Annotated in this window: 9 protein-coding genes; 8 read left to right on the top strand and 1 reads right to left on the bottom strand. The window is 70.5% G+C overall.

What is annotated here, in order from left to right:
* The first annotated feature begins 49 nt into the window (after window positions 1-49).
* The 7 genes from NE236_RS16675 to NE236_RS16645 all read left to right on the top strand — a co-directional run bounded on the left by NE236_RS16675 (window position 50) and on the right by NE236_RS16645 (window position 10,755).
* Complete coding sequence (locus tag NE236_RS16675; protein ID WP_252842900.1) at window positions 50-3,169, top strand: TcpE family conjugal transfer membrane protein; 3,120 nt, start codon at window positions 50-52, stop codon at window positions 3,167-3,169.
* Between the two features lie 179 nt (window positions 3,170-3,348).
* Window positions 3,349-5,886, top strand: a complete 2,538-nt coding sequence (locus tag NE236_RS16670; protein WP_252842899.1) for an ATP-binding protein — start codon at window positions 3,349-3,351, stop codon at window positions 5,884-5,886.
* A gap of 83 nt (window positions 5,887-5,969) precedes the next feature.
* Window positions 5,970-8,264: a type IV secretion system protein gene (locus NE236_RS43580; protein WP_289850496.1), complete on the top strand. Its 2,295-nt coding sequence runs from the start codon at window positions 5,970-5,972 to the stop codon at window positions 8,262-8,264.
* Between the two features lie 7 nt (window positions 8,265-8,271).
* On the top strand, window positions 8,272-8,898 hold the full coding sequence (locus NE236_RS16660; protein ID WP_252842898.1) for a hypothetical protein: 627 nt from the start codon (window positions 8,272-8,274) through the stop codon (window positions 8,896-8,898).
* A 10-nt stretch (window positions 8,899-8,908) separates the two neighbouring features.
* Entirely contained in the window at window positions 8,909-10,051 is a 1,143-nt protein-coding gene (locus NE236_RS16655) for an NlpC/P60 family protein (RefSeq protein ID WP_252842897.1), read from the top strand.
* Window positions 10,052-10,456: a (deoxy)nucleoside triphosphate pyrophosphohydrolase gene (locus NE236_RS16650; protein ID WP_308209108.1), complete on the top strand. Its 405-nt coding sequence runs from the start codon at window positions 10,052-10,054 to the stop codon at window positions 10,454-10,456. It abuts the gene before it with no gap.
* Window positions 10,456-10,755 (top strand): MTH1187 family thiamine-binding protein, encoded by a 300-nt coding sequence (locus NE236_RS16645; RefSeq protein WP_252842896.1) that lies wholly within the window; start codon window positions 10,456-10,458, stop codon window positions 10,753-10,755. The genes NE236_RS16650 and NE236_RS16645 overlap by 1 nt, the downstream gene beginning before the upstream one ends.
* Here NE236_RS16645 and NE236_RS16640 read toward each other — a convergent pair.
* Complete coding sequence (locus NE236_RS16640; protein ID WP_289850495.1) at window positions 10,750-12,600, bottom strand: serine/threonine-protein kinase; 1,851 nt, start codon at window positions 12,598-12,600, stop codon at window positions 10,750-10,752. The genes NE236_RS16645 and NE236_RS16640 overlap by 6 nt on opposite strands.
* A gap of 296 nt (window positions 12,601-12,896) precedes the next feature.
* Between NE236_RS16640 and typA the strand changes: the two genes are divergently transcribed.
* A complete protein-coding gene (gene typA / locus NE236_RS16635) occupies window positions 12,897-14,753 on the top strand; it encodes a translational GTPase TypA (protein WP_252842894.1) in 1,857 nt (618 codons plus the stop codon).
* Window positions 14,754-14,767 lie beyond the last annotated feature (14 nt).

Here is a 14,767-nt window from a genome sequence, read left to right as displayed (position 1 = left end):
TCATGCTGGTCTAGTCATGGCTGGTCTCAATTAGGGGAGTGGGGCCCGGGTGGATCTGCCTACGTACACCAACATCTGGCGCATTGAGAAGCGGCTGTACAAGCTCTACGACCTGCGCCTGCCGATGCCGCTGCCGTTGGTGCAGATCGGTGTGTTCGTCGGTGTCTTCCTGCCCTGGATCGTCCTGCTCCAGGTGGTCGGCCTGCCGTTCCACGCGCCCTGGCACGTCGTCTACCTCGTCCCGCCCGGAGTTCTCACCTGGCTGGCCACCCGCCCCGTCATCGAGGGCAAACGCCTCACCGAGCTGCTGATGTCCCAGGTCCGCTACCTCACCGAGGCGCGCACCTGGGCACGGCTGACGCCGATCCGCGAGCCGGGTGAGGTCGTCGTCGTCGGCCGGGTGTGGCGTCGAGGCCATCTGGCAGGCCGCCGCGTGCATGCCGCGCGGCCCGTCGCCGAGCCGGCCGAGCAGACGCCCGCCCTGGAACGGGCGGCGGTACCGGTCGCGACCGTGCCGCCTGTCCTGGAACACAGCGGCGCGGGCCAGGCGTCCCGCGGCACTCCCCGCCGCCCCGCCGCCGCACAGCGCCCGCAGGCGCCGAGCCTTCAGCCGACCCCCCATGACGGCACCACGGTGGCGCCGCCGGCCGCCTCCGCCGGACGACGCCTCACGCCCGGCCGGGTCGAGCCGACCCGTCCCCAGCCGGTGCGGTCCGAGCCCTCCGCACGACCGACCTCCGCCCGGCCGGCCCGCCCACAGCCGACGGCGCCCCAGGCCGTGCCTGGCCTTCCCGCCTCGCCCGGCCTTCCCGCCTCGCCCAGCACCCCGGGGACCTCGGGCACACCTGCCTCGCCCGGCACTCCCACGAGGCCGGGCCCGCAGGCGAGGCCCGCGCTCCCCGCCGCCCACGCCACCGGCCCGGCGTCCGCCGAGAGCGACACGGCGGACAGGCGCGGAGCCGATCGCGGACAGCCCGTGGAGAACCGGCCCGACGCCGGCCCTCAGGGCCCGGGGCGGGAGGCCGACGTGCCGCGCCGTGTGACGCGACAACGCAACATCTCTCACGAGCCCGAGGCTCCCGCCGCCAGTGCCCGGCCGACGGCGGCGGCGCCCACCCCGTCCACGCCGGGGCGGCAGCCGGTGCCGCCCGCGGCGAAGCCCGGCGGCCCGGTCGTCCCGGCGCGACCGGAAGCCCCCGCGCGACCGGAAGCGTCCGCCCGCCCGGATGCCCCAGCCCGCGCCGACGTCCCGACCAGGCCGACAGGGGCAGGCCTCGCCGGCAGGCACGCGGCTCCGCCGACCCCCCCGGCACACCCCGACGCCTCACCCGTACCCACACCCGCTCCTGGCGGCATGGACACCCGGCGGCCGGGCGGCCCCACGCTCGTTCAGCCCCCGGCGCTCGGCCGGCCCGCTCGGCCCGCTGAGGCCGATCGGCCGGGCCCGCCTGCCGGGACGGACCGGCCGGCAGGTCCGGAACAGGCTGATGAGGGCGGGCTCCCCGCATCGGTGATCCCACTGCCGCACGGGCGGCACGCCAAGCCCGGTGACGACCCGGTGGCTCCCCGTTCCGCCGAGCCACCGGCCGGGAGCGACGATCCGGCACGCCCTGCGGCGCACCGGCCGGCCGAGGCGGTGGATCCCGGCAGGACGGCGGACCGTGGCGCGGCGCCGGATCGCGGCGCGGTGTCGGACGGCGGTTCGGCCTCGGATGGCGGCGCGGCGGCGCTGAGCGACGACGACCAGGCCGTCGCCGAGGCCCGCACGGACCAGATCGTGTGGCCGGCCCGGTCGCGGCGCACACCGGCGTCGCGACCGGACGCCGGCGCCGCGACACCGCGCGGCACCGCTCCCGGTCGGCCGAGCGGGCCCGCGGCGCCCTCCCGAGGCCGGTCGCACGGCGAGGAGGGCGCGCCTTCGCGCGAAGCGCGGCCGCCGGCCGCCCGCGAGCCGCAGTCTCCGGCCCCGGGATGGACACCATCCGCCCCGGCCCGGCCGGCGACGCCGCCCGTACCCCCGCGGGCCCCCGCCGCCGGGCACCCGTCGCCTCAGGCCACACCACCGAGGGCGGCCTCGCCTCAGGCACCTGCCCAGCCACCGCGGACGCAGCCGGCGAGGCCCGCGCAGGTTCCGGCGGCCCGGCCGACCCCGCCCTCGGCCCCGTCGCGGCCGGGCGTGGAGCCGCACTGGCCGGGCCGGCAGGACGCCGCCGGTGCGCCGCCGGAGTCACCCGCCCGCGCCGTTCGTTCCGGCCCCGCCTCACCGGTGCGTCCCGGGCCGATCCCCCAGGTCGGCCACGATGAAGAGGCACGCGGCGACGACGGCCGTGGTCGCAGGCGGATGTTCTCGGGCGGCGGCAACGGTGACGGCGACTACGAAGAGCGCGTCCGGACCGCCTTCGCGGGCGCCCGACGCGTCGTCGTGCTCGGTTGCACCGGCGGCGCCGGGCAGACGGTCACCGCGCTCATGCTCGGTCACACCTTCGCCCAGCACCGCGGTGACCGGATCGTCGCGGTCGACGTGAACCCGGGTCCGGGTGCCATGGCCCGGCGCACCCGGACCGAGACCAGGGAGACGCTGACCTCGCTGATCACCCATGCCGAGCAGGTCACCGGCTACCAGATGATGCGCCGGTACACCTCCACCTCCAAGTCGGGGCTGGAGGTCGTTGCGGCCGGCAAGAACCCCGTCCAGGCCCTCGACGACCGTGACTACGCCCTCGCGATGCGGACGCTCGACCGGTTCTACTCGATCACGCTGCTCGACGCGGCGGCCGCCGTGGTCGCTCGGGTGCTGCCGTACGCCGACCAGATCGTGCTGGTCGCCCCCGCCAGTTCCGACGCGCCGCGGGCGGTGGCCATGACCTTCGAATGGCTCGACGGCCATGGGTACGAGGATCTGCGGGCCAGGGCCGTCACCGTCATCAACGGCGTGAGCCGCCGCAGCATGGACGATGTCGAGCAGGCCGAGTCCGTCGCCAGAGGCCGCTGCCGCGCCCTCGTGCGCATCCCCTGGGACGACCACCTCAGCCTCGACCGCGCTCCCCGCAATGAGCTGCGTTCGCTGCGCGCCCCCACCCGGAAGGCGTTCATCGCGCTCGGCGGCGTCGTCGCCGGCGGTCTCGTCCAGACACCGGGACGCTATCCACCGCAGGAGGTCTCACGATGAGCCGGCAGCGTCCGGCGGGCACCCACCCGTGGCGGCGGACCGAACGGCCGAGTGGTCTTCCCGCAGGAACGCCCGGAGAAGGCGGCGACGACGGGACGGCCGTCCCGTGGCGGAGGCCCCTCCGGCGGAATCTGACCGGGCAGCGCATGATCGTGTTCAGTGAGGACGAGGAGTAACCGATGAGCAGGGCATCGAAGGCCCGCAGCCGGCTGGCCGTACGGTATTTCGACGATCGCATCCTCCTCACCGACAATGCCGCCTGGGCGTACTTCCGGCTGCCGACCGTCTCGTACGAGTTCACGACGAACGAAGAGCGCGAGGCGCTCGCCACCAACATCACCATCGCGATGGCCGGCATCCGCATGCAGGACGCCGAGATCCACCTGCGGATCGCGCACCGTACCTATCCGGCGGCCGAATGGGCACTCGCCCTCGACGAGACCTCCGACGGAGGCCCCGGCTGGCGCGAGTACCTCGAGGAGATGTACGCCCACGTCTGGTCGAAGGACTTCTGGACCAAGGAGGTCTACCTCGGCGTGCGCCTCGGCCAGCGCGGCGTGGGCGCCCAGCTGTCCGGAGGGGCGTTCAGGCAGCTCTTCGGGCTCTACAAGCGGAGCGAGGAGGTCCTCGGGCTGCACGACGACGCGATCCCGGAAAAGGAGATCGCGCGCTGGACCGAACAGGCCGAGCGGCTCGGCCGTTCCCTCGGCGGCAGCGCCCTGTACGCCCGGCACGCGTCGTCCACCGAGATCGCCTGGCTCTTCCAGCACGCGGCCAGTGGCGCCCTGACCGACCCGCCGCCCTCGGCCACGCCCCGCCGCACCTGGGGAGCCGGCGAGATCGAGAGCCTCGTGGAGGGCACGATCGTCAACGGCCGATCGAACCTCCGCATGGAGCAGCCGGACGGCTCGTCCCACGTCGCGTACCTGTCGTTCGCGCGCTTCCCCGACCTGATGCCGTTCCCGGACGGCGAGCCGTGGATGCACTTCGCCGACGCCCTGCCCTTCCCGGTGGAGGTGTCGGCGCGGATGAAGCTCGTCCCACCGGCGAAGGCGTCCAAGGACGTCTCCCGGAAGCTCGCGCATGCCCGGGACATGGACCAGCACATCCGGGAGGCGGGGGCGGAGGCCCCCATCGCGCTGGCCGAGCAGATCGACGCCGCCCGCATGCTCGAGCACGGCATCACGAAGGAGCGCCTGCCCTTCGTGTACGGCTGGCACCGGCTCATCGTCTCGGCGCCGACCGAGGAGCTCTTGCAACAGCGCGTCGACGCGGTCGTCGAGCACTACCGCGACCTCGGCATCGATATCGTCTGCTCGACCGGTGACCAGTTCTCGCTGTTCTGCGAATCGCTGCCCGGCGACCGGATCCGCGTCAACGCCTACGCCCAGCGCCAGCCGCTGCGGACGATCGCGGGCGGCATGCCCACCGCAACGGTCGACCTGGGGGACCGGCGGGACGACACCTCCGCCGGCTGGGTCGGGCCGTACATCGGGGAGACCCTCGGCCGTGCCCGTTCCATCGTGCACTTCGACCCCCTCGTCGCCGCCGCCCGCAACCGCCCCACCGCCGTCGCGATCACCGGCGAGCCGGGCGGCGGGAAGACCACGCTGGCGCTGCTCCTGCTGTACCAGATGTCGCTGCGCGGGGTGACGGTCGCCGCGATCGACCCGAAGGGCGACGCGGAGTCCCTCGTCGACCTCCTGCGCCGACGCGGGCGCCGCGCCCGCGTCCTGCCGCTGGGGTCGGCCGCCCCCGGTCTCCTCGACCCCTTCAGCTTCGGCGACGACCTCGCGGCCAAGAAGACCATGGCCACGGAGACGCTCCGCCTGCTGCTGCCCCGCATGTCCGAGGAGCGCGAGTCCGCCATGATCCAGGCGGTCGGCGCGGTCGCCAACCAGCCGCAGCCTTCGCTCGGCAAGGTCGTCGATTACCTGGACGCGTCGGACGACCCGGCGTCGAAGAACCTCGGCGCGGTGCTCCGCTCGATGTCGGAGATGCGTCTCGCGCGGCTGTGCTTCGACCCCTCCGGCGGCGAGCGGATCGACACGGCCGGCTGGACCACGGTCTTCACGCTCGGCGGCCTCACCCTGCCGGACGTCGCCATCAACCGTGAGGACTACTCCTACGAGCAACGGCTCTCGGTCGCCCTGATGTACCTCGTCTCGCAGTTCGCCCGCCGCCTGATGCACGGCCTCGACCGTCACCTCCCGAAGGCGATCTTCCTCGACGAGGCCTGGGCGATCACCCAGACACCCGAGGGCGCCAAGCTGATCCCCGAGGTCTCCCGGATGGGCCGCTCCCGAAACACCGCCCTGATCCTCGTCTCGCAGAACGCCGGCGACCTCCTGAACGAACAGGTGACGAACTGCCTGTCGTCCGTCTACTCGTTCCGCTCGACCGAGCGGAACGAGGTCGGCAACGTGATGGCCCTCCTCGGCGTCGAGAACTCCGACGAGCACCGCGCCGTGCTGCGCAACCTCGGCAACGGCGAGTGCATCTTCCGCGACCTCGACGGCCGGGCCGGCCGCATCGGCGTCGACCTGGTCTCCGAGGAACTGCTCCGCTGGCTCGACACCAACCCGACACGCTCCAAGCCCGGCGAAATCAGTGCGGACGAGCCCTCGGGCGCGCATAGTGGGAACGAGCGACCATCCCGTCCCTCCACCGCCCCCCGCGGCCCCGCTACAGAGGTCACCCAGGAGGTCCCCCGATGAGGGTGTCAGGCGTCCGCCGACGACGAACAGCGGCGAACGGCAGACCACGGGGGAAGCGCCGGTCGCTTCTCATTCTTATGCTCATGGCTCTGCTGGTCCTGAGTCCCCTGGGCATCGCCAGCGCCGACCCCATTCCCACGGCACCGGGTTCGAACCCGAACGACGCCTGCGCGCCCGCCGACCACCCGGCTCCGGAGCAGTACGGTTCGGGAATCGACGGTATGGTCAAACCGCCGAACTATCCGAGCACGGAGATGAAGAAGGCCGCGCCCGAGCAGCTCACGTACTACGACCGGTACGGAACGCGCGGTCAGTCGTGGCACGCGGTGGACATGGGCTGCTCCGACATGCCGGCCATGATCGGGAACAACATCGCGAACACCGTCTTCGTGTTCGCGCAGGCGATCGACCGGACGACCATCACGATCTACCAGGCGGCGGCGTCCGAGTCCCTCCTCGGGTGGCTGAAGAAGACCGTCGACGGCGTCATCCGGGGAATGGGCAACACGTTCGGGGCCAAGTACTGGTCCTGGGTCGTCATCCTCGGCGCTCTGTGGCTGGCGTGGTGGGGGCTGATTCGCAGGCGGGCCAGCCGGGTCGCGGAGGGCACCATCTGGATGGTCGTGGCGATGGTCGCACTGATCTGGCTGATCGGCAGACCCGGTGACTTCACGACGCTGGGAACGAAGGTCTCGAACGGGGCGACCGCGGCCTTCAACGCTGCTCTTCCGCAGAGCGACGCCAATTCCACGGCCTGCATCCCGCCGAAGGCGGCCGGAAAAGCGCCACAGCCGGTGTCGAACGACGCGGTGACCCGCAATGCCAACGGACTCTGGGTGACGCTTGTCTGCAAGCCGTGGTTGATGGGCGAGTTCGGCAGCGACGATCCGAAGAGTAAGATCGTCCAAGAGAACGCGGCCACACTCCTGGCTTCTCAGGCCGTGGAACTTTCTGAGACCACCAGCGGAAAAAAGGTGGATCTCGGCAAAAAGGCCGATAGTTATAAAGGTGTCACGAAGAACATCAAGGATAACTACCCCGGGGTCTACTCCCTCTTCCAGGGGAAGGACTGGCAGTCGCGCCTCGCAGTGGGATTCGGAGCCCTCCTCGCGGCGCTGGTCGCCGGGTTGTTGGTTCTGGTCGTCTCGGTCATGTTGGTGATCTTGAAAATCTCGTTTCTGCTCCTTCTCGTCGCGGGGCCGATCTTCCTGGGCATCGGTATCCATCCCGGCATCGGCCGGGTCATCGCGGTGCGCTGGTTCGAGCTGCTCCTGTCGACTCTGCTGAAGCAGGCGGCCCTCATCGGCGTGCTCGCGCTGTTGCTGTGGTGCTACGGGTTGGTCATGGCCGAGAGCCTGCCGTGGGGCCTGCAGATCCTGCTCATCTCCCTGGTCACACTCGCGGCATTCGTCTACCGGAAACCGTTCCAGCACCTGTTCGCCGCGGTCGGGTACTCGGCCGTCGGCTCCCGCAAGGGTGAACAGCAGGTCGAAGAGGCGATCCGGGAGACGAGGAAGCGGACCACCGCGATCGCGACCGCGGCCGTCCCGGGGGCCGCCGGTTACCGGCTCGGTCGCTGGGGCAAGCGTGACTCCGGGAACCCGGCCGGTGCCCCCACCCTCAGGGGTGACGAGTCGCCCGACCTTGACACGGCCGGCCGCGAGGTGGTCGGCGCGTCCGACCGGCGCGGCCGTGCCGCGCAACTCGCGGCGAAGGCCGCCGGTGCGGCGAGAGGCAGTGCCCCGCCACTGAATCTTTCCCCTCGCGCGCAGGCCGCGGCGGCGCCGCCTGCGGCGAGGGCGAACGGCGGCGGCCTGTGGGGCTCGCGTCCGTCCGGATCGGTAACGGCCCGTCCGCCGGCTCCTCGTCCGCCTCTCGATTCCTCCTCCCGCGAGGAACGTCGCCCGAGTGCCGCCGGAAGCGGCACGCGTCCGCCCTCCGCGCCCACCGCTCCGAGTTGGGGTGCTGCCGGAAAGACCGGCGCGGGCCAGGGCTCCGGCACCCGCACGCCACCGGGCAGGCCGGCAGGCGGGGGCGAGAACGGAGGGCGTGGCCCGGTCGGCGGCGGTGACAAGGGCGGCGCGGCGACGGGCGGCGGTGCCGGGGGCGGCCGGAGCTGGTTCGGCGGCGGGGCCGGCGGTCGTACGACTCCGCGACCTGATTCTGGCGGCTCGGGCGGCCGGCCGCAGACTCCCCCGGCGCGCGGAGGAGCGTCGGGAGGGAGACGTGACCCCGCGTCCACGGCCAAGCGGCAAGAGGAGGTCCGTTCCGAGGGCAAGGCGCCGCCGCCACTGTGGTCGGGCCGGTCGCGGGAAGACGGTCCGTCGATGCCGTTCTGGCTGCGGCCGGTGAAGCGTGAGGACGGCGAGGAACAATGAGGGGCCGATGGACCTGACCGATCGCCAGCGTAAGATCCTGTTCGCCGCGCTGGTGGTGCTCCTCGCCGCGGCGGGGGTCATCCTGACCATCGGGACGGGGAGCGGCAAACACAAGAGTTCGGCTCAGCGCGGTGAAGCGGCCTCCCCGTCGCCCTCCGTGCCGTCGGCGACCGCGCCCGGAACGACAGGTCCTCCGCCGAGCGGGGGTTCGTACGACATCTACTCACTCCTGCCGTTCACGCAGAAGGACTTCAGCGCGGCGGCGGACGTGGCACGTCGTTTCACCATCGCCTACGGCACCTACCGGTACGACGAACAGCCGAGCGCCTATCTCGGGCGGATGCAAGGCATGGTGACCACTGATCTCGCGGCCCAGTTGCAGCGCGACTCGTCGGCGCCGGGTGTCCTCGATCAGCGGAAGCAGGACAAGGAGGTCTCGACCTCCGACGCGCATCTGGACTCCCTCCGTGACATGGAGAAGGACCAGTTCATCTTCCTGGTCACCGGAACTCAGCACATCAGCAAGGGAGGAAGCTCCAGCGACACCAGCCAGCAGTACGCCGTCACGGTGACGAGGTCCGGTGGAGGCTGGGTCGTCTACGCCTTCCAGCCGGCCAATGTGGGGGACAAGTGAAGGGAAAGAGATGAAGCTTCGCCGGCACCTGCGGCTCGGCGTCGGCTTGGGGGGACGGAACGATCGCCGTCGCATTATCTCTCTTCAGCATTTCACGCGATCGGATCAAGGCCTGGTCCGCCTGCCGATCATCATCGCCGGAGGCGCCGCGGCGATTTTCTTCATGAGTCTGGTGTCCATTCCTCTGTTCTTCGGAGCGAACAGCCTTTATCAGAACGCCAGTCGCGGCGGAAACTGCACGGACACCTCTGGGGCGGCGTCCCAGCCGCAGCAGTCCGGCGACGCGAGCAGCATCCCGTCCAACTATCTCGCTCTCTACAAGAAGGCGGGGCAGCAGTACGGGATCCCGTGGAACGTCCTGGCGGGCGTCGGGTACGTCGAGACCCATCATGGTCAACTGAAGGCGCCCGGTGTTCTCAGCGGTGAGAACTACGCACACGCCGGCGGGCCGATGCAGTTCATACCCGGCACCTGGGCCACGTACGGGGTGGACGGCGACGGCGACAACAAGAAAGACCGCTACGATCCGGCCGACGCCATTCCCGCCGCCGCTCGCTACCTGAAGGCCAGCGGCGCGCCGGATCGGATTCGTGACGCCATCTTCGCCTACAACCACCTCGTGTCCTACGTCAACAACGTGCTTTCCTGGGCGAAGAAGTACGCTTCAGGGAACTTCGACGTTGTTCAGGCCAGCGGACCCAAGTGCGCGGACGTGAACGGGGCCCCCGTCGCGCCGAACGAGGTCGCGGCGAAGGTCATCAATTTCGCCAAAGCACAGATCGGCAAGCCGTATATCTTCGGCGCCGAAGGCCCTAGCAGTTTCGACTGTTCCGGGCTGACGATGGCGGCCTACAAGACCGTCGGCGTCAACATCCCACGCACGTCGGATGTTCAATACTGGTGGGGTGCGGAGATCAAGAAGGGGCAGGAGCAACCCGGCGATCTCGTCTACTTCGACTACTTCCCCGGCCATTCGGGTCCTGGGCATGTGGGTATCGTGTACAACCCGCAGAAGGGGATCATGATCGTCGCCCCGCACACGGGTGACGTCGTCAAGTACCAGAACTACAAGACCTTCCCCAACGGCGGTCCCGTCGGCTTCACCCGCCCGACCGCCCACAACGGCCACAACGGTCCGACGGAGAAGCGCTGAGTGCAGACCAGACCGGTACCGCCTCTGGTGGTGGGGGCGGCGATCATCGACAGGGGACGGCTCCTGGCGGCGCAGCGCGCCGAGCCGCCCGAACTGGCCGGCGGCTGGGAGTTCCCCGGTGGCAAGGTCGAGGCCGGAGAGACGGAACAGGACGCGCTCGTCCGCGAATGCCGCGAAGAGCTGGGGATCGACGTGTCGGTCGGCGGCCGTGTCGGCCAGGACTGCCCGCTCCACAATGGAATGGTGATGCGGGTATGGACGGCCACGATCGTGGGCGGCGAGCCGGAGGCCCGGGAGCACTCCGCGCTGCGCTGGCTGACCGGGGCCGAACTGTTCGACGTACCGTGGTTGCCGGCCGACCTACCCGTCGTCGAAGCCGTACACGAGCATCTGAAGGAGTCTTGATGATCGTTGCTTTCTCGGTCACCCCTCTCGGCGTCGGCGAGTCAGTGGGGCAGCACGTCGCCGAAGCGGTGCGCGTCGTCCGGGAGAGCGGGCTGCCCAACCGCACGGACGCGATGTTCACGAGTGTGGAGGGCGAGTGGGACGAGGTGATGGACGTCGTGAAGCGTGCGGTTGACGCGGTCGCCGCCCGCAGCCCGAGGGTCAGCCTCGTCCTGAAGGCCGACATCCGCGAGGGAGTCGCCGACGGACTCACGAGCAAAGTCGAAACCATCGAGCGGCACCTGACCGCGGATTCATGACGGCGTTGGTGAGGGCGACGCGGCCGACCCGGCCGACGTCCGGGTGAGCGCGAGGATCTCCGGCCGGACGAGGTCGGAGATCCTGTCGTACGGGACCGTGACCAGGGTCTCGGCGCACGCCCAGACGTAGCCCAGCAAGGGCGGCACGACGTCGAACTCCATCCCCTCCTTCGTCGGCATCAGGTCCAGCGCACGCTTCTCCTTGTCATCGGTGTCGATAGTGGAGGGGCTGAGAACCATCGAGTTGATCTTCTGCTCCCCGCCGCAAAGCGCCCCGCCGGGTGCTGCTCGGCCGATCCGACGTTCGAGATCCTTCAGGCCGGATCGGGTGAAGGCGACGTCTCGGAGGATGTCGCGAGCTCTCAGGCGCAGACCGGTGGCCAGGTCGACGGTGACCGCCCGCGTGCCTCCCCAGTCGAACGCGGTGAGGGGCGCCTGGTGAGGGATGAACCGGTACCGGGCCGACAGCAGTCGAGGCCCGCGCAGCCTGACGTCGATCGCTGTGGTGACCTGGGGGTGGCCTGAAGCCGAACTGCCCGCCTGGCGCGCGTGCTCGTACCGCTTCACCTGCTGATCGAGGGGCAGCCGCAGGGCCTGGTTGACCACCTGTTCGACGGCTGGATCCCGCAATCCGCCGATGCGGACATACCTGCCTTCGACGGTGAGCGCCGGGTGCGTGAACGTCCGGTCCAGCGAGCCATACGAGATCGTGAACGGCTTCCGCGCGGCCACCGGCGCGGTGGGCTTCTCATGGCCCTTGCCCTGATGCAGCATCGCGACCGTGCCGACCACGCCCACGACGATCGCGCCGGCCGCGCCGACGCCGGCCTTGGCGCGCAGTGTTCTGCCCGCCGTACGGCCGATGGCTCCACCCGTCCCGCCGACGGTTCCCGCACCGGCGCCGCCGCCCGCCCCCGCCGCGGCGCCCGCTCCGGCGCCGCCCGCTCCGGCCCCGCCCGGCGTCGTGCCGAGAAGAAGGGCGAAAGGCACCAACGCAGCCAGTCCCGCGACGGCCTCGGCAAGGCGCTTCCAGCCGTTGCGTTCCCAGTCAGGCCCGTATGCCGCTCTGGCGGCCTCCTCGAGTTCGGCCACGAAGGCCTGCGCTCCCGACGGCCGATCGGCCGGATCCTTCGCCATCCCGCGCACGACCAGCGGCCGCACCGGCTCGGGGAGTTCTTCGAGTGGAATCGGTGCCGTGAGGTGCGCACTCCGCAGGGTCGCCTGATCTCCGCCGTCGTACGGTCGGTGGCCGGTGACGCATTCGAAGAAGACGCACGCCGCCGCGTAGACATCGGTCGCGGGACCGGCCGGCGCGCCCTCCCACTGCTCGGGTGCCATGTACGACGGCGTGCCGGCGGCCGGGCCTGACTCCCCCGATCGCACGGCGATGCCGAAGTCGGCGACCTTGCTCTGGCCGTCCTGCCCTACCAGGACGTTCGCGGGCTTGTAGTCGCGGTGAACGACCGAGGCGGCGTGCGCGGCGGCGAGCCCGAGCAGGGAGCCCCGGAGCACGGCCAGAGCCGCCTCCGGCCCGGCCGGGCCGTGCGCGTCCAGCACCGCGCGGAGGGATGCGCCGTCGACGGCCTCCATGACGATCGCCGCGTGGTCGCCTTCCTCGGCGTACTCGTACAACCGGGTGATGTACGGACTGTCCAGCGTCGCGAGGAGACGGGCCTCGTCCCGGAATGAGGCACGGAAGGCGTCCCCGCCGAGCCGCTGGGTGAACAGGTACTTGATGGCCACGATGCCCCCGGACACGTCGTGGCGTGCCATCACGACTCGTCCGAAACCGCCCGAACCGAGCTCACGCAGTTCCGTATAACCCGGGAGTGTCCAGTGGCTCAACGTGCGCTCCTCGGTGCCATGGAGGGCACATCATGGGGCGCCGTCACCCGAGGCACAAGATCGACAGGGCGGGACGCCTCGTTGAATGCTCCGGCCAGGATCGAGACGTCCCACCCAAGATTCGACGCCGCACCGCCACGTTCGGTTGCCATGACGGTGGATGCTTCTGGTGGCCGGTTCCGCGTCCGCCCGGCGGCGAATCGCAAGACGATCGGTGGCCTCGGCGGGCCAAGTAGAATGAAGTCGCCGCGCGGATCCCGCGGCGACTCCAACACCACGAAGCGAGACCCGCACGTATGCCCATCGCCACTCGGGACGATCTCCGTAACGTCGCAATCGTCGCTCACGTCGACCACGGCAAGACGACGCTCGTTGACGCCATGCTCTGGCAGTCCGGTGCGTTCCGTGAGAACCAGGACGTCGACGAGCGGGTCATGGACTCGAACGATCTCGAACGCGAGAAGGGCATCACCATTCTCGCGAAGAACACCGCCGTGCTGCACGGCGGCATGACGATCAACATCATCGACACCCCCGGACACGCCGACTTCGGTGGCGAGGTCGAGCGGGGCCTGTCCATGGTCGACGGCGTCGTGCTCCTCGTCGACGCCTCCGAGGGACCGCTTCCGCAGACCCGGTTCGTCCTGCGCAAGGCGCTCTCGGCCAAGCTTCCCGTCATCCTCGTCGTCAACAAGGTCGACCGGCCGGACGCGCGTATCGCCGAGGTGGTCGACGAGACGTACGAGCTGTTCATGGACCTCGACGCCTCCGAGGACCAGATCGACTTCCCGATCGTGTACGCCTCGGCGAAGGCTGGGCGGGCCAGCCTCAACAAGCCGGAGGACGGCGGCCTGCCGGACGCCGAGGATCTCGAACCACTGTTCGAGGTCATCCGGGGGACCATTCCCGCGCCGGCGTACGACCCGAACACGCCGCTGCAGGCGCACGTGACCAACCTCGACGCCAGCTCCTACCTCGGCCGTATCGCGCTCTGCCGGGTGCACGCCGGAGTGATCAAGAAGGGGCAGCAGGTCGCCTGGTGCAAGCACGACGGCACCATCGAGCGCGTCAAGATCACCGAGCTGCTGATGACGGAGGCCCTGGAGCGCAAGGCGGCCGAGCAGGCCGGCCCGGGCGACATCATCGCCATCGCCGGCATCCCGGACATCATGATCGGTGACACCCTCGCCGATCCGGACGACCCGCGCCCGCTGCCGTTCATCACGGTCGACGAGCCGGCCATCTCGATGACCCTCGGCACGAACACCGGCCCGCTGGCGGGCCGTGAGAAGGGCACCAAGGTCACCGCCCGGCTGGTGAAGGACCGGCTGGACCGCGAGCTGATCGGTAACGTGTCCATCCGGGTGCTGCCGACCGACCGGCCGGACTCCTGGGAGGTTCAGGGGCGTGGCGAGCTGGCACTGGCCATCCTCGTCGAGACCATGCGCCGGGAGGGCTACGAGCTCACCATCGGCAAGCCGCGGGTGGTCACCAAGGAGATCGATGGGAAGCTGCACGAGCCCGTCGAGCGCCTCACCGTCGACGCACCCGAGGAGTACCTCGGCGCGATCACCCAGCTGCTCGCCGTCCGCAAGGGCCGCATGGAGCAGATGACCAATCACGGCACGGGATGGATCCGGATGGAGTTCGTGGTCCCGGCCCGTGGACTGATCGGATTCCGCACCGAGTTCCTCACCGAGACGCGCGGTACGGGCATCGCGCATCAGGTCTTCGAGGGCTACGAGCCCTGGTTCGGTGAGCTGCGTACCCGGCCGACGGGCTCGCTGGTCTCCGACCGAGTCGGTGCCGCGACCGCCTACGCGATGTTCAACCTGCAGGAGCGTGGTTCGCTCTTCCTCGAGCCCGGCGCCGAGGTGTACGAGGGCATGATCGTCGGAGAGAACTCCCGCGCCGACGACATGGACGTCAACATCACCAAGGAGAAGCAGAAGACGAACATCCGGTCCTCGACGGCGGAGACGTTCGAGCGGCTCACCCCGCCCCGCGTCCTCAGCCTGGAGGCGGCACTGGAGTTCGTCGCCGACGACGAGTGCGTCGAACTGACCCCCGCCGCCATTCGGCTGCGCAAGGTCATCCTCGATTCTAAGGAACGCGAGCGCACCCGCGCCCGCGCCAAGCGCGGCCAGGCCTGAGCCCGGGCTCCCCG

The organism is Actinoallomurus purpureus (genome assembly GCF_024055795.1).
GTDB classification, from domain to species: domain Bacteria; phylum Actinomycetota; class Actinomycetes; order Streptosporangiales; family Streptosporangiaceae; genus Actinoallomurus; species Actinoallomurus purpureus.
The sequence above is the reverse complement of the archived record's forward strand: the minus strand, read 5'-3'. Positions and strand labels throughout refer to the sequence as shown.